This is a genomic window from Mesorhizobium sp. B2-4-12, from assembly GCF_006441575.1.
Classification (GTDB): domain Bacteria; phylum Pseudomonadota; class Alphaproteobacteria; order Rhizobiales; family Rhizobiaceae; genus Mesorhizobium.
Window position 1 is genome coordinate 30,295 of record NZ_VFVC01000010.1, and the last position, 22,836, is coordinate 53,130.

The following is a 22,836-nucleotide window of genomic DNA, read 5'->3' on the forward strand; positions in this document are numbered from 1 at the left end:
AGGTGGCGGCAGCCGGATGAGGCGCGGCGCGACTCTCTACCGCCCGGCGATCGCCAGCGGATTGTTTTCCAACGCCGCGCGGTCGGGCGTGTCGATCGATGGCTGGTTGGTGAAGGCAGCGAACAGCCGGCGCACATAACCTTCCGGCATGTCGAGCGTGATCAGCACCAGCCGCGTGCCACGCTGGCCGTCCGGCCAGGAAGGCAGCCGCGCCGGCGGATGCAGGATTTTCTGCACGCCATGTACGACCAGCGGCCGCGACGGATCCTCCTTGAGTTCGATGACCCCCTTCATGCGCAGCAGGCGCTCGCCATGCGCGGAACGCAAAAGGTCGAGGAACATCTCGATCGCCGAGAATGGCACCGGACCGTCATGCACCAGCGAATAGGAGCGCACGCGCTGATCGTGCCGGTGGCCATGATGGTGATGGTCGTGATCGTGCGCCGCCTCCTCGCCGAGCCAGCGCCGCACGTCGGCGGATTTGGTGGCGGGATTGTAAAGGCCGCAGTCAAACAGCGCCGCGACGCCTGTCCCAGTATCGGCGGCATCAAGCAGTTCGGCACCCGGGTTGATCTGCCGCAGGCGTGCCCGCAACCTGTCGAGGTCAGCGGGATCGGTCACCAGCTCGGCCTTGCTCAAGACGATGCGGTCGGCGACCGCGACCTGCTTGACCGCCTCGACATGGGCGTCGAACGTGGCATTGCCATTGACGGCATCGACCAAAGTGATGACGCCGTCGAGCCGGAAGGCCTGGACCAGCGCCGGATGCGCCATGACCGACTGCAGCACCGGCGCCGGATCGGCAAGCCCCGTGGTCTCGACGATGACGCGCGCGAGCCGGGCGAGGCGGCCGGTCTGCAGCCGGTCAACCAGGTCGGCCAGTGTGTCGACCAGTTCGCCGCGCACCGTGCAGCACAGGCAGCCGTCCGAAAGCTGGATGATGCCGTCGGACGCCTGCTCCACCAGCAGATGGTCGATCGCCACCTCGCCATATTCATTGATGACGACCGCCGTGTCGGCCAGCGCCGGATCCTTCAGGAGCCGGTTGAGCAGTGTCGTCTTGCCGGCGCCGAGGAAGCCGGTCAGCACCGAGACGGGAATGGGGAAGCCGCTCATTGGCTAATTCGCGGCTTTGACCGGCTGGTCGCCCTGGGCAGCCGAACCCGCCAAGGTCGGACCGGCGCCGACCGGCACCGGCATGTCAGGCCGCCAACTTGGAATCGGCACGTCGGCATACTGCTGCTCGCCCTCGTCGGGCATCGCCTTCGGTGTCGGACCGGTGGCGCCGCCAAGGCCGACGGCAACCAGCGTCGGCACATGATCGAGCTTCTCCCGATAAGGCGATTTCGACCCGTCCTTGGCGGCCGCTGGCGGCGCCTCGGACTGCTCCTGCCGCTTCCTCTTCTTGCAGATCTCGTCATGCATGTCGTTGGGAGAGACGGTGTCGCCGTAAGGCGCCAGCGTGGTGATTGTTGTAGAGCCGGCGGCCGGCGTGTCAAAACCCTGGTCGAGCAGCCTGGCCGCGGCTTCGGCACGGCTGACCGCCGATTTCTCGCCGAGCACAACCGCCACCAGCGTGCGGCCGTTGCGGGTCGCCGAGCCGATCATGTTGAATCCGGAAGAGCAGACAAAGCCTGTCTTCATGCCATCGGCGCCGGGATAGCGGCCGATCAGGAGATTGTAGTTCGGGATCGCCTTCTTGCCGACCGCAAGCCCCTCGATAGAGAACCACGGCGCATATTGCGGAAACTCGCGGCGGATCGCCATCACCAGGATCGAAAGGTCGCGCGCCGTCGTGTACTGGTCGGGCGAGTAGAGGCCGTTCGGATTGACGAAATGGGTGCCGTTCATACCGAGCCGGGCCGCTTCGGCGTTCATGCGTTCGGCGAAGGCGGCTTCCGAGCCGCCGACATTCTCGCCGACAGCCATGGCGATGTCGTTGGCCGACTTGACCAGCATCATCTTCAGCGCATTGTCGAGTCGCATCACTGAACCCGGCTTGAAGCCCATCTTGCTCGGCGGCTCGGCGGCGGAATGTTTCGTCACCTTGATCGGCGAATCAAGCTGGACTTCACCGGCCGCGATCGCCCGGAAGGTCACGTAAGCGGTCATCAGCTTGCTGAGCGACGCCGGATACCAGCGCTTGAACGCATCCTGCTGCTGCAGGATCTGGCCGCTTTTCAGGTCGAAGACAACCACCGGATTGGCCAGCGCCGGCCCGGCCAGGACCGACAGCACGATTGCGCCGGCCGAGAATAGTCTGAGGAAATGCCTGTGCCGCATGATCTAATCCGAAATCGCCTCTTGCCCTGATTGCCCCTGGCTCCGTAAGATTTCGTTACGTGACCGCCAGCATAATGGGTCCGCCCCTCAAAAGCGGACCGCATCGTCGCGGTGCTATTTACCCTATGTGACGCCAACATGGCAAAGTGCCTGACAATCACAATTGCAGAACACCGGGCACAATTGCAAAATACCAGGCTGAAACCGGCCGCTCCAACAACGAAATGGAACCATCATGCCAATCCTGAACCGCGCCGCCGAAATGCAGGACGAAGTTGCCGGCTGGCGCCGACATCTGCACCAGACGCCGGAGCTGAACTTCGATGTCTTCAAGACGGCGGCCTTCGTCGTCGAAAAGCTGAAGGAGTTCGGCTGCGACGACGTGGTGACCGGCCTTGGCAAGACCGGCGTCGTCGGCATCATCCGCGGCCGTCAGGGCGAAGGCACCACAATCGGCCTGCGCGCCGACATGGATGCGCTGCCGCTCAATGAGATATCGGGCAAACCCTACGCTTCGACCGTTCCGGGCAAGATGCATGCCTGCGGCCATGACGGCCATACCGCGATGCTGCTCGGTGCCGCGAAATACCTTGCCGAGACGCGCAATTTCGCCGGCTCGGTGGCGGTGATCTTCCAGCCGGCGGAGGAAGGCGGCGGCGGCGGCCACGAGATGGTCAAGGACGGCATGATGGAGCGCTTCGACATCTCCAGGGTGTTCGGCATGCACAACATGCCGGGCCTGCCTGTCGGACAGTTCGCCATCCGCCCAGGCCCGATCATGGCGGCGACGGCCGAATTCACCATCACCGTGAAGGGCCGGGGCGGCCATGCCGCGATGCCGCATGGCACGATCGATCCGATCGTCATCGCCAGCCAGTTGGTCGGCGCGCTGCAGACGATCGCCTCGCGCAGCACCGATCCAGTCGAAGCCGTGGTTGTCTCGGTGACCAAGTTCCATGCCGGCGACGCCTACAACATCATCCCCGAATCGGCCGAGATCGCCGGCACCGTGCGCACCTTGCGCAAGGAGGTCGCCAGGAAGTCGGAAGAGCGCATCCGTGCCATCTGCGAGGGACTGGCGACCGCCTTCGGCGCCAGGATCGAAGTCGACTACGATGCCAACTATCCGGTGACGTTCAACCACGCGGAAGAGACCGTCTTCGCCAGCGATGTGGCGGCCGACGTGGCGGGCGACGCCCATGTCCACCGGGGCATCCAGCCGGTGATGGGCGGCGAGGATTTCTCCTATATGCTGGAAGCCCGGCCCGGCGCCTTCATCTTCATCGGCAATGGCGACACGGCCGGTCTCCACAACCCGGCCTACGACTTCAACGACGAAGCCATCCCGCACGGCATGAGCTACTGGGTGAAGCTGGCGGAAACGGCGCTGGCCGCCTGACGGCTGCCTGCGGGTGCCGGCCGAATTGCCTTCGGCCGGCCTCTTGGCGAAACGGTCCGAAGCGGCTATGTGTCGGGCCGCGTGGTCCCGTAGCTCAGTAGGATAGAGCGGCAGATTCCTAATCTGTAGGTCACAGGTTCGATTCCTGTCGGGATCACCACGCAACCACTCGAAATGTCACAGTAAATCGCCTTGATCGAAATTGGGCGAGAGACTGGATTTTGCCTGCTTTACCACGGGACCAACCTGGGACCAAGTTCTCTGTCCTGATTCCTTTGCCTTGCCTCCATCTCTGGGCATCGTGACTGCTTTCGGTTGGGCATCGCCCTTCCCGCCATAACCTCCTGAGGCCGACCGCTCCGCGCCGTTCTTCCTGCCTTCCTACGTCGTTCGGATGGTCCGGCCATGGCCAAGCGCAAAGCGTCCTTCGGAGCCAGCTAGACCCTCCTGAAACCTTCCGTTGACGGCTTCCAGAACGATCGCATGGGGCGGTCGGCAATGGAGGCCAGCAAATTGAAGGAAACAGCAGCGGCACCGAAGCATCTCCCGTCGCATGGCGTTTACGTCATCGAGGGCGAGGGCGAAAAGGCCTTCTGGACGAAGGTCGGTTCGGCTTGGGCTCACGGCGACGGCAACGGCTACAATGTCCAGCTTTCGGCACTGCCGATCAGCGGACGCCTTGTTCTCCGCGTCCGTTCCGAGAAGGAGGGCGACGAATGATCCCGCCCATCCTCCTCTCCGAGCTCCTGGCCAACGGCTGTACGACAGCCCGAGGCCGGGAAGTCGATCACCGCCCAGTGGTCAAAATCTTCGATCCGAACGGCAGCGCCACATGGTTGCTGTGCGAAGTCAGTCCCGCAGACCCGAAAATCGCCTTCGGCCTCTGCGATCTTGGCCACGGGTGCCCCGAGCTCGGCTACGTCGACATCTCGGAGCTCGCCATCATCAGAACGGCGATGGGCCTCCGGCTCGAAATCGATCGACACTTCCGGCCGGCGAAAACCCTGTCGGAATACGCAGCCGATGCCCGGCGTCGCGGCAGGATCGTCGCCTAGCGCGGCGATCCACCTTCCCCGCACATCATCTCAATTTGAGAATGTCACCGATCGGTGACATTCACTCCACCTGCTCTGCCTGTTGAACTGAAGATGCGTCGACGATCTTCGGCAAGTTCTCCGCCAAGGCCAGCACAGTGGATGCCGCGCCCCTGGCGGCCATACGGCGAAAGTCATCCATGAACTCCCCTATGCCACTGTTTCCGGAGCCGTCGGCCGGATGCATGCTGCGAAGCGCATGCTCGCAGCCTAACAGCAGAATGCGCATTCCGAGGATGTACTTCTCGGTAATGACGTCGCGGGCAACGCCGTCCTTCGCCGCTTTTCGATATTTGATATGATAGACGTTGTCATAGTTGATCTTGTAGACGCTCTCCTTCCCGAGGTCCTGAATCAGGCCGCCATCGGTCTCCGAGAAGTCCTCCGGCCATTCTTCGGTCTGGTAGCCGGGCACATCTCGGCCGTCCTTGGTCAAGAGAATGACGGCCGGCAATCCGTGGGTCGGGGCATCCTCCCCATCGCCTGCTTTCTTATCCCCACCGCTGACATCAGGCTTCGGCTTCGGCTTCGGCTTTACTTTATTCTCATCGTCTTCATCGATGGCGGCGACGATCAGCACCCTCACTTCTTCCGATCCAACGGCCTCGGGCATCGCTTCGTCATGTAAAGCGATCTGAAATGTGAACGTGTCGTCGATGTCGACATCTTCCTTGCCGGGAGAAAGGTAGAGAGTCAGGCGACCGTCCTTCAGGTGCTCCCGCACGCCGAACTTCTTGCGAATCTCTGGGTCGAGGATCACTCGACCAGGATTGTCCGGTCTCTGCAGATAGTCGTTGGCCGCATCCGTTCTGGCGCCCAGCGGCCGACTGCGGCCCAATGGAATCTCAACAGCGTTTTTCGCGATGCGTTCCTCCAACCGAATAAAGCTCGGGCTGTAGGATCCTTCGAATTCTTCGGCTGTTCCGCTCTCTTTTCCGCCAGTCTTGGACCCGCCGGAGGCAGGCAGCTTGATCGAAGGATCGCGGCTCGACAGCAGACCGGCGAGGCTGGGATCCCTGTCGACGAGCTTCTGGAAAAGCGAATTCCCCTCTGTCTTCGCGGCGCGTTCCAGCTCCTCGGAGGCAATCTTGGCCTGTAGGTCCTTCAGGGCCTGCGACTCTTTGATTGTCTTGGTTACCTCTTCGAGATAGCGCTCGCCATCGAGCGTATTGCTGATGTGCTCCCGATCGCCCTTCCAGACCTCGTTGTGTGCCGCGAATGTCAGATTACTGGCATCCACGATGAGGACAACGCGGTCTTTTAGGGCGGGAAATCCGCATGTGTTGGAAAGATAGCCACGGGTCTGCTTGTATTGCACCTGCCCGTTGACGGCGTGAAACACCCGGTTGTTGGAATTGTTCGGCTTGAGCCATCCAGGTATGTCCCGCTTCAACGGGATCGCACTGATGCTCACCTCCCCCAGATTTGGGTACGAAAACTTGCCGACAAAAACCCTGTCTTCGCCCGAAGCTTCGTCTTCGCCTTCAAGCCCCTCTTCCTTATGAGAATTAAGGAGCAGGAATTCCATCCCGTAAAAAGGGCGTGGGTCGACCCCCAATGCCCGGTCCGGACCGCGCTTCGGATCTGGCTTCTGCCTGAGGTCAAGGATACGGAAAGGCAGGATGGTCTCGACCAAGTTCTCGTTTAGTGCATCGCGCGAACCGCGGAAGCTGAGGAACCTAGACCCGACCTGGTAGTCGTAGAGCTTTACGATCGTGCCCGCATTCAAATGCATGCGGTCGTAGCGCTTCTTCTCAATCGTATGGTAGGGATACAGCTCCTCAGCATCGAACCTTGCGATCTTGTCGCCTGGCATGACGAAATACTCCGCCACAGGCATGCGATCAGCATCGGTTGGTCGACGCCGCATGATGGTCCATCCCCATGGACCAGACTTATCGAAACGGCGGGACACGATGAGCTTGAACCAGCGACGGCCGCAATAGCGAAGCACGCCGGAGGAGCCCATGTTGAACTTGCCCTGGACGAAATTGATCGATTTCTTGTTGCCTGCGCTCAGCGACAGAAAAGTGGTTTCAAACTCGTCCGGGTGCTGGCCTTCACCGTTGTCGGCGAATGAATAGCAGGGCAAACCTTCCGCCTTCGACTTCGCACCTGTGATACCGATGGCAAGATTGTTCTGTGCAAACTGCTTGAGCCAGGGATCGTTGGGCCCGAGATTCACGAGCTTTCCGCCGTGCATCTTGTGAACGAGCTGGTCGACCGCTTGGTACATGGTGGCGGGGGCTTTTTTGCCTTTCGGGTCGACGCCCTTGAGGTACGCGTGTTTCAGGAGCACGGCGTCGACCATGTTGGTCATCAGTTCGGTCAATGCCTTGCCGCCGTCCGATGCCTGGTTCGACGTAACGTTGAAGTTGGTTTCGCGACCGTCAAGCGGCCTCCAGTTTTTTGAGTCCTGCATCTCCGGGATTGATGTGAGAATTTTCTCGACTTCGAGTTCGGACTCGGCAGCCAGAAGTGACAGACAGACTTTTTTAGAATCCATGAATTTACCCCCTATTCCAATGTGAATTTGGTCGCCCCGTTTCTCTTTCCGGAGAGCTCAAAGCGTTTCCGACAAACGTTGATCTCTTCGTTCAGAGCTCTAAAAATTTTCGTAATATCCTCATCCGTGTAGTCATAGTTCGATCGATTCGCGAGATTTCCGATAAGTTGGATATCCTTCAGCGCCTTGGAAACGCGGGCGGATGCCAACCGTATAAATTTTGCCCTGTCTTCTTCTCGTACCATATTCGCTCTCCATGCAAGCGGTGGCCGTAGATATGACAAATGTACAATCGTGAAAAGCATAAAGTTGCACGGCTGGGTAGATGGAACGGCCCGTGCTACGTCTTTTGGATGACCGATGCCCCCGCTAAGCGATTGTGAATCCAACCAAATTTCCCCGCTCGGCCATTGACTGCATCCCGGCTATGAGTATAATTAAATATATTCACGGAGATTCGTGTGCCGAGCGAGAAGACCTACTCCACGGACGGGGCCGCAAAGGAGTTGGGAATCTCGAAAAGCACCCTCCTGCGTTGGTTCCGGGAAAAGAGAATCGAAGATGTGAAGCGCGACAGAAATGGTTGGCGTGTGTTCACGCCTGCCGACGTCAAGCGCATCAGGAAGGTGTTGTGATGAGTGTTTCCGTCGGCAAGAAAGACGAGCGAAAGGCGGCAAAGATGCCGAATTTTCTCGCAGTCGATTTTTTTTGCGGCGCCGGCGGAACGACGCGCGGTCTGATCGATGCCGGCGGGTACGTGATTGCCGGGATCGACAAGGACAATCGTTGCGGTCTCACGTACGCTGAAAACAATTTCAACGACTCGGTCGACCATTCAAACTCACGATTCCTCCACTACGACGTTTTCCCTGCGACCGAGGATTACCCAGGCGGGCAGCAGGCAGAATTATGCTCCGAACTTGATTCGTTGCTGGGCTACTATCGGTCGAAAGCTCCAGCCACTCCGCTGCTTTTTGCCATTTGCGCGCCTTGTCAGCCGTTCACTCGCCTCTCGCGAAAGAAACTGAGCGAGAAGCGGCATCAAGGACGAGAGAAGGACCGGAGCCTTCTGACGGAAGCGGCCGCGTACGTCGACCGCTATAAGCCTGAGATGGTGTTGTCCGAGAACGTCGCCGGCATCAAGGATCCCAAGTACGGCGGCATATGGGAAGATTTCAGGGTGCGCCTCAATCAACTGGGCTACGTGACCGGCTCAAAGGTTGTCTGCACTTCGAACTTCGGCATCCCTCAATTCCGCAAACGGTCGATTCTAATCGCCGTTCGGCGCGACCTCGTTCGCGAGGAGCGTTTTGCCGATCTCATGAAAACCGAGCTGTTGGTGCCGGATTCCGATCCGAACGAAACTTTGGTTTCGGTGTTCCGTGCGATCGGACACTTGCCGCCCATGGCGGCCGGCGAAGTCCATCCTGAAATCCCCAACCACAAGGCCCGTTCGCTGAGCGAGTTGAACCTCAAGCGCCTGTCTTCCGCGAAGCCCGGGGAGTCGAACGCTTACATGGCAAACACCCAATACGGCGACCTCACGCTCGACTGCCACCGTAAGGTCAACGAGCGTCTCAACGACCACTGCTTCAGCGATGTCTATACTCGTATGCATCCGGACCGACCGTCGCCGACGATCACGACGAAGTGCCACAGCATTTCAAATGGACGATTTGGGCACTTCGATACCAACCAAGTTCGCGGAATTTCCCTTCGGGAGGCAGCGATCCTGCAATCCTTCCCGGATGAATACGTTTTCTATCCGACGGAGCAGATCGAGCCCGTTGCTCGCATGATCGGAAATGCGGTCCCACCCAAGCTGGCTCGCTATTTTGCCGGATACCTGGTCAATTCGATTGAATCGTCGCGCGTCCGCTGACATCTGCTAAGTCTGACAGCAAGGCATCGGTGTCGGATTCGAGGCAGCATTCCCATATCGTCACTACGCGCCAGCCTGCGGCCGTCAGGGCATCCGAGTTGCGTCGGTCGCGGCCCATGGTTCTGTCGATCTTCTCTGCCCAGAATTCTGTATTCGAAGACGGGCGCCTACCGCGCCTGCAATCGTGACCGTGCCAGAAGCAGCCGTTTATGAACACCGCAGTCCAATATTTCGGCAGGACGATATCCGGTCGGCCGGGCAGATCTTTACGATGAAGGCGGAATCGATAGCCCGCAGCGTGGAGGATCCGCCGAACATAAAGCTCGGGACGCGTGTTCCTGCCTCGTATCAGGCTCATTATTCGCGAGCGGACTTCTGAGGAAACGCTGTCGACCATAAAGGACTTCGGGAGTGCGAATTAATGTAGCACAATGTCAGCGAGTACCGCCCACTAGGTCGCTGTCTCGCCGCATCTACGCGGTGTCGCGTACGCGACAGGGAATTAGCTCATCAGGCGACTAGGCGCTCCCGATATCCTACCAATTCTCGAACGAGCGGAGCCGAATATTCATCACCGATCACATTCAGGACTCGACCGTCTCGAATCGTCTCTTCGGCTAACAGGAGTTCCTGGATTTGCAGTAACGACTGCAGTGGCGGCATCAGACCAGAACCCGTTGGCAATTCTTGAGATATGATTTTGGCGCGATCCAGGTGCTTTTCGTACAGATGCAGCGACATAGCGAAATGCTGGTATTCCCCTAGCGGACATCCAAGTTCAAGACTCATACATTCCTGCAAGAACGTGAACAGGAACACGTCGTATGGCAGTCCAAGAAACGCGTCGTTGCTCCTCATGACAGTCATCATGTCCAGTTTCCCGGAACGAAGCGCGAACTGGATGCTACTGACGCAGCTAATATCTCGCGACTGAGTGAGGTCATCCGACTCTGATAAAAACGAAACCGCCGCACGCCTGCTGTCCGGATCTGTCCTTAATACATTCGCCAGGCGCTTCCAGGTGCTGTCTCCGGTAGGAGATGTTGCGAAGAGCTTTTTTCCATAACAGCTGCCCGCGATTGAAATCCCATCATCCGAACACTTCTCCCATGCCTTTGTGTAATAGGCGAGTGAGGCAACATCGTTGCTGCCGCGCAAATGCCAGCAGAGTTCCCCTAGCGCCAGGGGCAAGCTCCAACGGCGGGTCTCAGACGTGAGAATTCTTGCGCGGGGCTCTGTTAGCACAAAACCGATTCCTAGCAGCTCTTTGGTCCTGAGGCCCCTCGGCGACACTTCGCGACCATCATCGAGTATTCCTCTCAAGATATGAGCGTAGGCGGCATTGAGCGATGTGAATCGCGGCTGCCCCATCAGTGCTCTCCTCCTACTTTGAGATTTTGCTCAATCAGTTTCAACCGCTGATCCATGTCGCCGTATGGATTATACCGAGGAAAAGTTATCGCATAGGTAGCAACTGACAGAACTACCACAATAAGGCCAATGATTATAGAAGCAGCAGCGCCATATAAGACAATGTTGTCCTTCCTGTTTTCGATTATTCGTCGGGCGACATTTCCGGAGAGCTCATCCACATTTAGGAATGTAGAGCCAAAATTTGTCTTTGCGAGCCCAATTCGTTCCGCGATGTATTCCTTCCTCGATGAAGGAGGTAAAATTCTTGCCCGCTCGGGCTCGTTGTGCTTGAGGAACGAAAGGCGAAGGAATTTCTCTTCGATCTTCAGGAAGTACTCGGATTTTGAAAAATTGACTACGGCCGTTGAAAGGGGGCCATCCCACGTCGGATCGACTATCCCAATGTTGAGCGCGAGAAGACCATGGTTGCACAATCCTGTTCTGATGGATGCGTGCGCCGTGATGTCGGTGGGCAGCTTGATGTTTTCTCGTGATATCAGCCAGACGATTTCTTGAGGTTTGACGGCATATCCCACCTCGCTGTGTCGTTGACCGCCTGCATCGATAATTTCCCCGATGCCGAGATCATATGATGTCGCATTGTAACGAGCTTCAGACCCGTATTTGACAAGCTGGGCGGCCCTGATTTCGGAGTCGGTCAACAGCATGATGTATCCTGCCTCGCATTGCAGGCTATGGCTATCATCCAACCATCGTCTATACAATTCCGAGGAAATCTGCGGAGTAAAATGCGGCTTGTCGCTTACGCGGCTCCGTCCGTTTCCCTTTCCACGTTGATCGTCCGCAAGCTGGGTTTCGTTTCGAAGACCTCGGTCTCGCCGCCAAGGCGAGCGTTGCCTGATCCCAACGGCGATTCAGCAGCGGCCAACGAACCGAACGGCGATCGCTGAATTTTGCCTCCAGGGCTGTCGCAGGAGAGGCAGTTGAGCCCCGCCGTTCCAGAACTTGTGGCGCGATGATCCAGGCGTCGACAGCCTTTCGTGCCAGGGGAATCCCCCATACTTGGCCGCAGTGACATTCATTTTATCGACACCATGGAACTTTGGCGAGAAAGCGGGGTTCAGAAGCGTGGCGATGGCGACCGGGCCTGTCGTTATCTCGGAAAATGAGGACAATCTGGCTCAACAGGAGCTTGACCATGAAACACCAGACACTCGAACAACTAAACGTTATCGCAGAGGTGAACGCGGAATTTCCAACAATGACGCGCAGACAGCGCCTGGAGCGCTGGGCAAATCTCCTCGAGCGCCAACCGGAACGATGCCTGAGCGCGCTTCCCGGCACCGAATACATGAGTGCCAGGGAGCGCAACGAAGCGCATTGCCTGGCATCGCCGATCAGCATTGCGTTCGAAGATCCGATCCTGCGGGCGCAGGGCCTTGAAGACGACACCTACGGCGCGGCGCGGCGTTTTTTTGAACTGTCCAACTGGCAATTGCATCGCATCGTTTGCCATTGTCATGTCGGTGCGACGATGAAGGCCGGATGGGTCGCACTTGGTGTGCGGGCCGCCATGAATGACGGTGTCTTTGCCAAGCTTAGAGCCCTGTTTAGGAGTTGAGACAAAGCAGGTCGACAGGCCGGTCTCATGGCCGCAACAACCGGCGCCATAGTCCCTTCAGTTGACCTGCTACAATCGCTCGACCGAGCGTTTACTTGTTGCGTCCGGTGCGTCCCGCCGCGGCGGCGCTTCCTCATGTCTGCTCGCGGCCTCCTAATGCAGTCCGTTCTTCCTGAACCACGGAAACGGAGGAGGCGTTATCAACCTACTGAACGCGACCAGGAGTCAGACTTGGCTTCAACGCGAGCATCCGGTCGTTGAACGGGGGCACTAAAGCAACCTCTCGAAACGAATGAGGCAAAGAAAAAGCCCGCCATGGCAAACCATAACGGGCTTCTTCATGTCTCGAAGCCGATCGGGCCGCCTCAGCCGACCCTGACCACGAAATGCTTGGTCACCGGTTCGATGATCTTCCAGGTACCCTTGAAATCGGCTTCCACGACGAAGGCGTCGCCGGGGCCGACCTCGACGGGCGTGCCGCCGTCGGGGGTAATGATGATGCGGCCGGCGATCATATGCACGAATTCATAGTCGGTGTAGGTCGCGTGATAGGTGCCGGGCGTCGCCCGCCAGGTTCCCGACATCACCTTGCCGTCCTCTGTCGTGTGCTGGACGGCGGTTTGCATGGTCGGTCTGCCTTCGACCGCGATCCAGCCGGGTAGATCGCCAGCTTCCGCGTGCTCCACCGCGCCAAATTTAAGGATCGTCTTGTTTGTCATGCCGGGCTCCGTTTGCTTCATCTGTCCAAGAGGTCGGATAGCCGATGCACATGACGGGAGCAATGCGTGCACCGCGAAAACCACCGGCGTTAAGGAATCCAGACAGCACAGCTGGGCCCGGCCGGACTACCCACGGGCTCCTTCAGCTTTCGCTGACCGCCTCGAGCATGCGCCGCGCGCTCTCCTCATCGGTGATCAGGATTGTCGGCGCTATCAGGTTCATGGCACCGAGCAGAGCTTCGATCTTCTCCTCGCCGCCGGAGGTCAGGATGCGGATCGGCGCCTTGCGCAGCCGGTCGACATCCACCGACATCACCAGGCTGTTGATCGGATGGTCGACCAGATCGCCATTGCGGTCGAAGAAATGGAACAACAGATCGCCGACAGCCCCGCGCGACACCAGCGCCTCGCGCTCCGCCTCCTTGAGGAAGCCGCCGCGATAGAAGGTGGTCGCCGAGGCAATGCCGCCGATCGAGAGCAGCACGGCATCGAGCGTGTCGGCCATCTCGAAAATTTCCTGCAGGCCGCATCGTTCGACCAGCGCGATCTTGGTTTCGACACTGTCGACGACGGCGGGCGTGGGTATCAGGTAGCCGTCGCCCTGGAAGACCTGGGCGAAACGCCAGGCGAACTCCGCCGGGTTGTAACGCCGCGCGACGCCGACGCCGCCCAGCAGCGAAATGACCTTGAAATCGGTGAGCGATTTGGCGCTGATGAACGGCAGGCTTGACAACAATGTCCGGCCCCAGCCAACGCCGACGCGCATGCCTGACTTCATCGTGTCGGACAGGAAAATACCGGTCCTGGCGCTGATCGCGGGGATCGGATCGGCATTGGGGGCAGTGAGCGGCGCCACCAGCGCCTGCTGCAGGCCGAACGTGCGCTCCAGCGCGCGCTCCAGCCGCACGATCTCCGACAATTCGCTCTCGATGGTGATCTTCACCTCGTTGCGCGAGCGCGCCTCCGCCAGCATGCGCACGATGGTGACGCGGCCGACGCCGAGCACGTCGGCGATCTCGTTCTGCGTCATCTGCTCGACGAAATACATCCAGGCGGCCCGAATCCTAAGGCGGTCCGTTCGGCTTTCATTGACGACCTGCTCGGTCGCTTCGGCCCCTGCCCGCCCCTCGTCGGTTTGTCGTCGCCTGCCCAAATGAACCTCCCGCGCGGCACCGGGCGCATGCGCCGTCGCCGATTCTGCATGCTGGTCTAGTATCGCCTATTGATCTACCAATCGATAGGAACGATGTAGAGTGTGTGGCCGGCCCTTGCTGGCGGCCCTCCACTGCACTTTCGAGGCAAACCGCGATGTTGCGCCAGATCTCCGAAGACGTCCGCGTCAACTTGAAGGACCGGCTGCGGGAAATCCGCGACATCATCCGCCAGAGCCGTCATGACGGCAGCGGCGACGCCAGCATCCTGCGCGAAGCCACCAGCCATTTGCCGCCGTTTCCGGGCAAGGGCATCGAAGGCCTGCTCAGCCATGCCGCGAGCGCCTTCGACGAAGCGCTGTCGATCGCCGAGTCCTTTGTCCCGCATGAGCGTCCGATCAATGTGGACGGCACGACCGTAAAGGGCCTTGGCACCTATTTCCCGGCCGGAAACGAAGAGCGGCAGCTGGGCGCCGAGCGCATGTTCCGGCGCGATATGTACTATCTGACCAAGGCGGTGCTCGCCGGGTTGAAAATAGACCATGCCCGCATCCATGAAGCCGATTTTGCCGCTGCCCACGCCGCCATGCGCAAACGCCATGGCGATCTGTTGACCGCCCTGGCCGCCGCGGGTGCGGGACTGCAAGCAATTGCATCGACCTGCGCTGCGCTGCTGGTCGCGTTGCTCAACCAGCATCCGGTCCACTTTGGCGAAGCCGCGCCGGAAACGGCTGCGGTCGGCGGCCGGGCACTCGAGATCAGCTGCCTGGCGCCGGTCGTTCTGGCCTGCGGCCTGGCGACAACCGGCCGCGACGGCGCGCCGGAGCCGGACATGCTTGAGATCGCGATCCTGGCCGCCGATATCCGTCACGACCGGATCGTCCAGGCCTGCGCCAAGGCAAGCCCGGTCGAGGAACTGACACCTGTCTTCGCCACCTTGCTTGCCCACTTGCCGTAAGCTCCAGCAGCGGTTCCGGAACTCTATTCCCCGGCCACCATGGCCGTGATCGTTTTCTTGGCGCGCTGGATCGAGGCCGGGCTCATCGAAAGCTCGGTCAGGCCCATCTTGATGAAGGCCGGGATCAGATCCGGCCGGCCCGCCGCCTCGCCGCACATGCCCACCATGATGCCTGCCGAAATACCGGCTTTTGCCGTCAGCTCGATCGCCGACATGACGGCCGGATTGGTGACGTCGTTGAGCTTCGCCACTGTCGGATTGAGCCGGTCGGCGGCCATGATGTATTGGGTCAGGTCATTGGTGCCGATCGAGAAGAAAGCCACCTCCTTGGCCAGCGCCGGCGCGATCAGCACCGCCGCCGGGGTCTCGATCATCACGCCGAGATCGAACGTCGCATATGGCACGCCTTCCGCCTTCAGTTCGGCGGCGCATTCATCGATCAGCACCCTTGTCCGCCTCACCTCGTCAATGTCGGCGACCATCGGCAGCATCACCTTGACGTTGCCATGCACGGCTGCCCGCAGCAGCGCCCTGAGCTGGCGCTTGAAGATATCGGGCCGGTCGAGGCACATGCGGATGCCGCGCCAGCCGAGGAAGGGGTTCTCCTCGTCGGGAAACTCGATGCCGGCGATCGGCTTGTCACCGCCGATGTCGAGCGTTCGCACGATGACCGGATAGGGCGCGAAGGCCTTGGCCAGCGCCGCATAAGTCTCGGCCTGCATATCTTCCGAGGGAAGGTGCATATGGCGCATGAACAGAAGCTCGGTGCGGAAAAGGCCGACACCCATGGCGCCGGCCTCCTGGGCCGCCTCGATTTCCTCGAGCGAGCCGATATTGGCCGCGACCTCGATAACCCTTCCATCGGCGCGTTTCGGCGTCACCGTCTTGAAGGCGGTCAGGCCGGCACGCTCCTTTGCAGCCGCTTCGACGCGGCCGGCGAAGTCGGCGCGCGTCGCCGCGTCGGGATCGATGATCACATGCCCGGTGTTGCCGTCGAGCGCCACTTCATGTGCCGAACGCAAGGCATTGACCTGGTCGCCGAGGCCCAGCACCGCGGGGATGCCGTGTGAGCGGGCGATGATGGCGATATGCGAGGTGGCGCCGCCGTGGCCGCACACCACGCCGCCGATGCGTTTCAAGGGAGCGCGCGCCAGGTCCCAGGCGCCGATGTCGTCGGCGATGAGAATGGCGCCCTCAGGGATGTTTTCGAGGCTGACATCGTCCTGCCCGAGCAGCACCAGGCAGATCTGCCGTCCGACCGCATGGACGTCGTCCGCCCGCGCATTGAGATAGTGATCATCGACGGCGCTGAAATCGGCAGCGATGGTGGACGCGGCGGTGATAACGGCCGAGACCGCATCATTACCGCCCTTGATCGCCTTCTCGGCCTCGTCGGTCAGGCTATCGTCGGCGGCGATATCGCGAAGCGCCGCGACGATGCCTCGGTCGCCGGCCGACAGGCTGTCCTGCGCCAGGGCCCGGTCCATACGCGCCTGGACGGCGGCGACGGCGGCGCGGAACCTGTCGATCTCAGCGGCGATCTCGTCGGCCAGCAGCATGCGGCCCTGCCCGGCGATCTCCGGCGGGAAATGCGCGAAGGCCGGGCCGATCGCGACGCCCTCGCTTGCCGCGACACCGCGCAGGCCATTTGTCTGGCCAGGTGCGGAAGTTGCCGATTGGGGCGCTGGCGCGGGTGCCGCTTCCTGCCCGGCATCATTCGCCGGGCTCTGCGTTTCCGCTTCATCGTCAAGACCCGCCTTGGGGTTTTCGAGGTAGCCGATCAGCGCTTCGATGGCTTCGATAGCGTCGGCGCCATTCGCCCGCACGGTGACTTCCTGATTTTCCTTGACCGCCAGCAGCATCAGCTTGACCGAACTCTTGGCGCTGACCGCCTTGCCGTCCTTGACCAGCTCGACATCGGATTCGAAACCCTTGGCGAGCTTGACGAACCGCGTGGCGGGACGGGCGTGCAAACCTTCATGCACTCTGACGATGGTCGAGCGTTCCATGGCAAATACTCTGCTTTTTCTAGAGCAGTTTCGGCGTTTCAGGGGAACGGCGAACTGCTCTAACTCTTTGTTTTGACGCGATTCCGGACGGAAAACCTTTTCACACTTTCCCGGAATTGCTCTGGCCCCGTGACCAGGCAGGTCGCGGCGCGCGTGCTTTCAGGCGGCGATGGTGATGATCGCGTCCGTCTTCAGGGCGGCCACGAGCGCTTGGGCATCGACCTGCGATGCGCAGATCTCGCCCGGCCTCTCGGCCTCGGTGGCGCCATTGAACGAGATGACGACGTGGCCCATTTCGAGCACCTTGCTCCAGGCGCTGGAGCCAACCGCTGTTATAACGGCTGAAACCGGACCGACCGTGATCGAAGCGCCCTTGGGAGGCGCCCCGTCACTTGGTTCCTGCTCCGTCTTGTGCAGAACGGAGACTTCGGCAAGCTCCGGCGGCGAGCCATCCGCGAACAGGATGACCACGCCCCCTTCGGCAAGGTCCGCCACTTCGGGCCCGATGGAAGTGACCCGTGTTCTCAACAGAACCGTCATGTGGCGAACCTCATTTCCTTACTCTCTTTTAAAACACGATCAGGCTGACGACCCAGGCAATCAGCACCGAGACCGGGCCCATGATCTGGCGGCTGATGAGCACCGCCGGCACGCCGATTTCGATCGTCTTCGGCTTGGCTTCACCGAGCGCCAGGCCGACGGGCACGAAGTCGCAGCCCACCTGGGTATTGTAGGCAAACAGCGCCGGCAGGGCCATTGCCGGCGAAATCGTGCCGTTGGCGATCTGCGGGCCGATGATGGCAACACCGATGACCTGCGCGATGACAGCGCCTGGCCCGAGGATGGGCGACAGGAACGGCAGGCCGCAGATGGCCGATATGACCAGCAGGCCGACGATGTTGTTGGCCAGCGGACCCATCGGCTGCGCCAGCACGTCGCCGATGCCGGTGTAGAGGATCAGGCCGATGAGCATGGTCACGAAGGCCATGAACGGCAGCACGTTGCGCACCACCTGGTCGATCGTGCGGCGGCCGGCGTTGAAGAAGATGCCGACCACACGGCCCATGGCGCGGCCGATCGTACTGATGAAGCCGATCAGCCCGCCTTCGCTCGGCAGCGGCGCGGCGGCCGCAGTGTTGTTGCTTGAACTCATCGATGCTGCTCCCCCCGCAGTGGTGACCGCCTCGGACCCGTCCGCCATTGCGACGTTAGCCGGCTTCACGCCCGAAACGTAGATATCCTCCGTGATGAACTGGGCGAGCGGCCCAGCCTGTCCGACCGGCGTCAGATTGACGGTCGGGATGCGCTTGCGCGGATAAACGCCGCATCTGGCGGTGCCGCCGCAGTCGACGACGACGACAGCCATCTCGCCTTCGATCGGTGGTGCCTTGAAGCCGTCGACGGCCTCTGCGCCGGTCATATCGGCGATGAGCTGCGCCACCGGGTGAATGCCGCCGCCGGTGACGGAGACGACCTTGTTGCGCTGCTCGGTCGGCTCGATGACGAGCGGACCGCCCCAACCTGTGGAGCCCCGGGAGATCTTTACGGCTTTGTATGTCTTGGCCATGATGTCCTCCCCGCCCTTACAGCTCGACGCCCTGGCGGCGTGCCATGATGGCGGTGATGCGCTCGGTCAGCATGCCCTTGAGCAGGATGACGACGAGGCCGACGATGGCGTACCAGATCGCCACCTTGACGTGGTAGCCGGCGACGACGACGCCCCGCTTCTCAAGGTCGAGCAAGGCCACGAGCATGCCGCCCCAGACGAAATATTCGCCAGGGTTGATGTGCGGGAAAAGGCCGAGCGGCGGATGCACGTAGGATACGGCAGCGTCGTAGAAGGCGGGCTTGTGCTTTTCTTCCAGGAACGAGCCGAAGGTGTAGGCCATCGGATTGGTGAGGAAGAACACCGCCAGCAGCGGCAGCACGGTATAGCGGGTCAGCGCGATGCGGCCAGCACCACGCGCCAGACCGTGGACACGCTCTTCGCCGACCAGTTCGGTGACGGCGTAGAAGGCCGTCATCAGCACGACAAGTGTCGGGATGATGCCGGTGACGAAGCCGGCGAAAACCTCGCCGCCCTTCTGGAAGATGCCGATGAAGTACTTGCCGATGGCAGTCAGCCAGCCAAGCTGCTCCTCCTGCTGCACGTTTTTCAGCTGTTCCTTCAGCTGATCGGCGGTGACCGGCGCGCTGTCGGTCTGCGCCTGCGCCAGAACTACGAGATGGTCGGAAGCATGCTCGACGGCGAGCTTGCCATGCAAAGCAGCATCCGAGACCATGGCCCCTGCGACATGCAGGTTATGAACGGCCATGTCGGCATGCTGCGCCAACAACGAAAATACAGACATTTCTCCTCCTTATGCCGCCCGCCGGTTGAGCCCAGTCGGTGCGCGGCGCTACTAAGCCCTTGCTACGTTCAAGCCGGACAGGCCCGGCTTCTTCCCCGGCTCTGACCGTGCTTTGTCGATCTGTTCGATCGCCCGCTTCACGGCCTCGGCCACACCGGGTTCCCCCTCCCCCATGATCGCAGGGTTGGACCGGAGTCGATCGAGGGGAGCACCCTCGAATTCTTCATGTCGCTTGAATTTGGTGAAGACGGATCGCCCGCTCATCACCATCATGCGGCGCACCATCAGGTCGGGCGTCACCACGACGAGCGCGATAGTGCCCTTGGCCAACCGGCCGCGAAAATTGCCGGCGCCGACGAAGCCATCCTTGTACTGGTCGGTGACGCCGCGGAAGACATCCGAATAGTGCCGCATCTGCAGCCAGACGCCGAGCGACTGCAGCGCCCACACAACAACCAGCAGAAGCAGTCCCCACTGCCAAATCGCCATTCGGTTCTCCTCCCGAAGCCTTTGTCGAAGCGCACCTTGGACCGTTGCGCGACAACAGCAAAGTGAGAACATTTGTTTCCGCGGATGTCAATATGTATGATATTGACCGCATCAGCTCATCCACAGGGCCGGCGACCGATTTCGGCGGTGGCACGGCTGTGCTAGCCTGTAACCAAACGGGATGCATGCAATGGAACTACCCTTCAGGGACGAACTGGCCCTTATGCCCGACCTGCGCCACAGGTTGCGGCAGTTGCGCTGGTTCCGCGCCACCTTCCGCGGCAGCGCCAAGGTGGTTTCGGACACGTTCGGCGTGCGTTTCGAGATCGACGAGGCGAAGCTTACCCGGTCCTTTCTCGACTGGGTCGAGATCATGGAAGCGCAAAAGCGCTTCGCCGAAGTCGACCGCGCCGACTTTATCGTCTTTGCCGCCGGCCTCGTGTTGCGCGAACTGATAAAGCAGGCGCCGGCCAGGGAAATCTCCGGCCTCGCGGAACTGACCGAAACAGAGCAGAATGCCAGCACGCTGGAGATCATCCGCTTCTGGCCGGAGGGCTTCCTCTACACCAACTATTGCGTCTCTGCGATTTCAGCCATCTACGAGCAGGAGTTCGGCTCAGCACCCAGCATCGACAAATGCGCCGACGATCTGCGCACCTGGTGGTCCTATCGCGAGAACGTGACCGAGATGCCGGCCTATGCGGTGGCTTTCCTCGACCGCTTCCTCGGCGCCGAGCCGAACTGGATCACGCCGGACCGCGCACAGTCACGGCAAGCCATGCAACGGGCGCTCGGCTCCTCCCGCGCCAGCGATGCGTTGCGCCAGCTTTGACCGCCCTCCGGTTTCGTTCTCAAACGCCTCAAACCACCGCGCTATTGAACATTTGACTTTTTGCCGATAGCGATGTGCGAATCTGACTTGAGGAGACAAGCGCGTGGCGCGACCAAGGCCTATCATTTTCGATTGCGACGGCGTTCTCGTCGATAGCGAGCCGCTGGCGGCCCGAGCTTATAAGCGGGTCTATGAAAAGCACGGCATGCCCGGTGTCCATGGCGGCATCATCGCCCAGTGCATCGGCATGAAGCAGTCGGACATCATCGTCAGGATCAAGGAATTGACCGGCCATCAATTTCCGGCGGCGGCTGACGGCGACATCTGGGCGGAAACCAAGGTCCTGTTTTCCGAGGAGTTGAAACCAACGCCCGGAATTTCCGCCTTTCTCACGGCGCTCACCGGCGATCGCTGCGTGGCATCGTCGTCTTCGGTCGAGCGCATAAACCACAGCCTGGCGGTGACCGGACTGGCCCGCTTCTTCGGCGATGCGATCTACAGTTCCTCGATGGTCAAGAACGGCAAGCCTGCGCCGGACATCTTCTTGTTCGCCGCAGCAAAAATGGGCGCCAACCCGGCCGAATGCATCGTCATCGAGGATTCGCCCTTCGGCATCCAGGGCGCGGTCGCCGCCGGCATGACGGCGATCGGCTACACCGGTGGCGGCCACACCTATGCCGAGCACGGCGCGCGACTGAAAGCGGCCGGAGCCGACTTCGTCTGCGCCGACTGGCAGGAAGTTAGCCGGCAACTATCCGGGCTCGGTGTGCCGGCCTGATCCGTTACCGGTTAGGCAGTCCAAGGCGGGTCCATTCTTCGGGCGGGATCGTAGGCCCGACACGGAAGGTGAAGGACAAAACCCTCGTCGCATCGGGGTCGACCTCGCACCGGAAGCTCAGATGGTACCATTTGGTAGTTGTGCGGAAAGCGACATCCGGGGCGTCGAGAATATTGCCGGCCTTCAGCGGAACGCTTGGGATCAAGTCGGGAAAATAAGAGGCGTCCACCAATTGCTGGTCCAACGCGCTGGCGCAAAGCCTGGCAGCACGCTGGCCGCGAGTCATGCCGTTCATCGAGGTCGTGGCCAGCGCATCACCGGTCGCGCCCTGCGAATAGAGCCTGCGAACACCCGGAAGACCCGAGTAACTCGGCGATGCGGCAACGGCTGGGTCCTTGGAACTTGACCTCCCGGCGCTCCCGCTTCGGGACTTCGAAACCTTTGCCGGATTGGACTTCGGCGCGTCTGCGGGCTTGGGCGTAGGCGCTTCCGCCGATGTGGGAAGCTCGATCTCGCCGTCGCCGCCAGCGGCAGCCAACGGCGTTGGTGCCGTCGCTGCCTGCTTGCCGGCATCGTGTGCTTCCGTCTCTTGCTTGTCTGCCTGCTGTTTAGCTGGGTCCTGGATTGAAGTTGCCTGCTTCTCCTGTGCGGGCTCAGCATCCTTCGGCGCGGTTATCGGCGTCTCGCTGGCCTTGGTTGCCCGCTCTTCGGGGGCTGCCGGCGCGGCGGATTTGTTCTCTGCATCCTTCGGCGCGACAGGCGGCTTCGAATCCTCGGCCGGCGACGGCGAGTTGTCCTGAGCGCTGGCCCCGTCCAGGGATTTCCTGGGGCCGGTGTCCTTGGCGCCGAACTGAAAAACAGGTTTCAGCACCTCGATTGGCGAGGGCTTGCGCGGCTGCTGTTCCGGCGGAGGCGGCTTTTCAACCTTCTGCTCGGGCGGCTTTTCAACCTTCGGTTCCGGCGGCTTTTCCTTTGGCGGCGGCGCAGGGGCAGGTTTCGGTTTGGGTTGATCGGGCGGAGGGACGATCGCGATGTTTACCGGTTGCTCCTGCTGCGGCTGTTGGGGAGGCCTCGGCAGGCTGTAGACCAGGAGCGCTGCGATAAGCGCATGCAGGACCAGCGATGCGGACAAGCCCCATAGCAAATTCCGACGCCACTCTCGTGTCTCGTCCTTCATGCTGACCGATGTGGAATGAAATAGCGGCGGCTTCAAGCATAGGCATCGGATTGGTTTAATTTAACCGCTGACAGCTTGGTGATCCTGATCGGCACACGCAGGGCCGCGCACCCCGAAACGGGCGCGGCTCGACGATCCGCTGCAAGGGACGTCACTTGGCCGGCGACGCGCCACCAGCCCCATCCCCCGCACCTTGCAGGTACCGCCGCCTAC

Annotated in this window: 22 protein-coding genes and 1 tRNA gene; 9 read left to right on the forward strand and 14 right to left on the reverse strand. The window is 60.9% G+C overall.

From position 1 onward, the window contains the following. Window positions 1–36: 36 nt before the first annotated feature. Together FJ934_RS08540 and FJ934_RS08545 are read right to left on the reverse strand one after the other, a co-directional pair. Window positions 37–1,116, reverse strand: coding sequence for a GTP-binding protein (locus FJ934_RS08540; protein ID WP_140608707.1), 1,080 nt, complete (start codon window positions 1,114–1,116; stop codon window positions 37–39). A 3-nt stretch (window positions 1,117–1,119) separates the two neighbouring features. Beyond that, entirely contained in the window at window positions 1,120–2,283 is a 1,164-nt protein-coding gene (locus tag FJ934_RS08545; RefSeq protein ID WP_140608709.1) for a D-alanyl-D-alanine carboxypeptidase family protein, read from the reverse strand. A 235-nt stretch (window positions 2,284–2,518) separates the two neighbouring features. On the opposite strand from FJ934_RS08545, the gene FJ934_RS08550 reads away from it, so the two are divergent. The 4 genes from FJ934_RS08550 (at window position 2,519) to FJ934_RS08565 (ending at window position 4,737) form a co-directional block, all read left to right on the forward strand. Beyond that, window positions 2,519–3,682: a M20 aminoacylase family protein gene (locus FJ934_RS08550; protein WP_140608711.1), complete on the forward strand. Its 1,164-nt coding sequence runs from the start codon at window positions 2,519–2,521 to the stop codon at window positions 3,680–3,682. Window positions 3,683–3,765: 83 nt separating this feature from the next. Further along, window positions 3,766–3,842 (forward strand) — tRNA-Arg (locus tag FJ934_RS08555). 353 nt (window positions 3,843–4,195) lie between these two features. Continuing rightward, window positions 4,196–4,402 (forward strand): hypothetical protein, encoded by a 207-nt coding sequence (locus FJ934_RS08560; protein WP_140608713.1) that lies wholly within the window; start codon window positions 4,196–4,198, stop codon window positions 4,400–4,402. Next, on the forward strand, window positions 4,399–4,737 hold the full coding sequence (locus FJ934_RS08565; RefSeq protein WP_140608715.1) for a DUF2958 domain-containing protein: 339 nt from the start codon (window positions 4,399–4,401) through the stop codon (window positions 4,735–4,737). The genes FJ934_RS08560 and FJ934_RS08565 overlap by 4 nt, the downstream gene beginning before the upstream one ends. 61 nt (window positions 4,738–4,798) lie before the next feature. On the opposite strand, the gene FJ934_RS08570 is transcribed toward FJ934_RS08565, so the two are convergent. Then, on the reverse strand, window positions 4,799–7,282 hold the full coding sequence (locus tag FJ934_RS08570; RefSeq protein WP_140608717.1) for a hypothetical protein: 2,484 nt from the start codon (window positions 7,280–7,282) through the stop codon (window positions 4,799–4,801). 634 nt (window positions 7,283–7,916) lie between these two features. Between FJ934_RS08570 and FJ934_RS08585 the strand changes: the two genes are divergently transcribed. Beyond that, a complete protein-coding gene (locus FJ934_RS08585; protein ID WP_140608723.1) occupies window positions 7,917–9,164 on the forward strand; it encodes a DNA cytosine methyltransferase in 1,248 nt (415 codons plus the stop codon). On the opposite strand, the gene FJ934_RS08590 is transcribed toward FJ934_RS08585, so the two are convergent. The 3 genes from FJ934_RS08590 to FJ934_RS08600 form a co-directional block, all read right to left on the reverse strand. After that, window positions 9,133–9,561: a very short patch repair endonuclease gene (locus tag FJ934_RS08590; RefSeq protein ID WP_140608725.1), complete on the reverse strand. Its 429-nt coding sequence runs from the start codon at window positions 9,559–9,561 to the stop codon at window positions 9,133–9,135. The genes FJ934_RS08585 and FJ934_RS08590 overlap by 32 nt on opposite strands. 113 nt (window positions 9,562–9,674) lie before the next feature. Then, complete coding sequence (locus FJ934_RS08595) at window positions 9,675–10,535, reverse strand: thymidylate synthase (RefSeq protein ID WP_140608727.1); 861 nt, start codon at window positions 10,533–10,535, stop codon at window positions 9,675–9,677. Continuing rightward, entirely contained in the window at window positions 10,535–11,245 is a 711-nt protein-coding gene (locus FJ934_RS08600) for a hypothetical protein (RefSeq protein WP_140608729.1), read from the reverse strand. The genes FJ934_RS08595 and FJ934_RS08600 overlap by 1 nt, the downstream gene beginning before the upstream one ends. 491 nt (window positions 11,246–11,736) lie before the next feature. On the opposite strand from FJ934_RS08600, the gene FJ934_RS08605 reads away from it, so the two are divergent. Then, window positions 11,737–12,159, forward strand: coding sequence for a hypothetical protein (locus tag FJ934_RS08605; protein ID WP_140608731.1), 423 nt, complete (start codon window positions 11,737–11,739; stop codon window positions 12,157–12,159). 365 nt (window positions 12,160–12,524) lie between these two features. Here the strand turns inward: FJ934_RS08605 and FJ934_RS08610 are convergent, their stop codons facing one another. Both FJ934_RS08610 and FJ934_RS08615 read right to left on the reverse strand, forming a co-directional pair. Next, window positions 12,525–12,878, reverse strand: a complete 354-nt coding sequence (locus FJ934_RS08610) for a cupin domain-containing protein (RefSeq protein ID WP_140608733.1) — start codon at window positions 12,876–12,878, stop codon at window positions 12,525–12,527. 142 nt (window positions 12,879–13,020) lie between these two features. After that, window positions 13,021–14,031 carry a sugar-binding transcriptional regulator gene (locus tag FJ934_RS08615; protein ID WP_140608735.1) on the reverse strand — a complete coding sequence of 337 codons (1,011 nt, stop codon included), beginning with the start codon at window positions 14,029–14,031 and terminating at the stop codon, window positions 13,021–13,023. Window positions 14,032–14,186: 155 nt separating this feature from the next. Between FJ934_RS08615 and FJ934_RS08620 the strand changes: the two genes are divergently transcribed. Then, window positions 14,187–14,987 (forward strand): hypothetical protein, encoded by an 801-nt coding sequence (locus FJ934_RS08620; RefSeq protein WP_140608737.1) that lies wholly within the window; start codon window positions 14,187–14,189, stop codon window positions 14,985–14,987. 23 nt (window positions 14,988–15,010) lie between these two features. Here the strand turns inward: FJ934_RS08620 and ptsP are convergent, their stop codons facing one another. From ptsP to FJ934_RS08645, 5 genes are all read right to left on the reverse strand, one after another. Then, window positions 15,011–16,996, reverse strand: a complete 1,986-nt coding sequence (gene ptsP / locus FJ934_RS08625; protein ID WP_140608739.1) for a phosphoenolpyruvate--protein phosphotransferase — start codon at window positions 16,994–16,996, stop codon at window positions 15,011–15,013. 159 nt (window positions 16,997–17,155) lie between these two features. Further along, window positions 17,156–17,536, reverse strand: a complete 381-nt coding sequence (locus FJ934_RS08630; protein ID WP_140608741.1) for a PTS glucitol/sorbitol transporter subunit IIA — start codon at window positions 17,534–17,536, stop codon at window positions 17,156–17,158. A 28-nt stretch (window positions 17,537–17,564) separates the two neighbouring features. Further along, window positions 17,565–18,563, reverse strand: coding sequence for a PTS glucitol/sorbitol transporter subunit IIB (locus tag FJ934_RS08635; protein ID WP_140608743.1), 999 nt, complete (start codon window positions 18,561–18,563; stop codon window positions 17,565–17,567). 16 nt (window positions 18,564–18,579) lie between these two features. Next, window positions 18,580–19,347 carry a PTS glucitol/sorbitol transporter subunit IIC gene (locus FJ934_RS08640; RefSeq protein WP_140608745.1) on the reverse strand — a complete coding sequence of 256 codons (768 nt, stop codon included), beginning with the start codon at window positions 19,345–19,347 and terminating at the stop codon, window positions 18,580–18,582. Between the two features lie 51 nt (window positions 19,348–19,398). Continuing rightward, the gene (locus tag FJ934_RS08645; protein WP_140608747.1) at window positions 19,399–19,836 is read right to left on the reverse strand and encodes a transcriptional regulator GutM; all 438 of its coding nucleotides are present in this window, start codon (window positions 19,834–19,836) and stop codon (window positions 19,399–19,401) included. A gap of 190 nt (window positions 19,837–20,026) precedes the next feature. On the opposite strand from FJ934_RS08645, the gene FJ934_RS08650 reads away from it, so the two are divergent. Next, the gene (locus FJ934_RS08650; RefSeq protein ID WP_140608749.1) at window positions 20,027–20,668 is read left to right on the forward strand and encodes a hypothetical protein; all 642 of its coding nucleotides are present in this window, start codon (window positions 20,027–20,029) and stop codon (window positions 20,666–20,668) included. A gap of 103 nt (window positions 20,669–20,771) precedes the next feature. After that, entirely contained in the window at window positions 20,772–21,446 is a 675-nt protein-coding gene (locus FJ934_RS08655) for an HAD family phosphatase (protein ID WP_140608751.1), read from the forward strand. Window positions 21,447–21,450: 4 nt separating this feature from the next. Here the strand turns inward: FJ934_RS08655 and FJ934_RS08660 are convergent, their stop codons facing one another. Further along, window positions 21,451–22,623 carry a DUF930 domain-containing protein gene (locus tag FJ934_RS08660; protein WP_140608910.1) on the reverse strand — a complete coding sequence of 391 codons (1,173 nt, stop codon included), beginning with the start codon at window positions 22,621–22,623 and terminating at the stop codon, window positions 21,451–21,453. Window positions 22,624–22,836 lie beyond the last annotated feature (213 nt).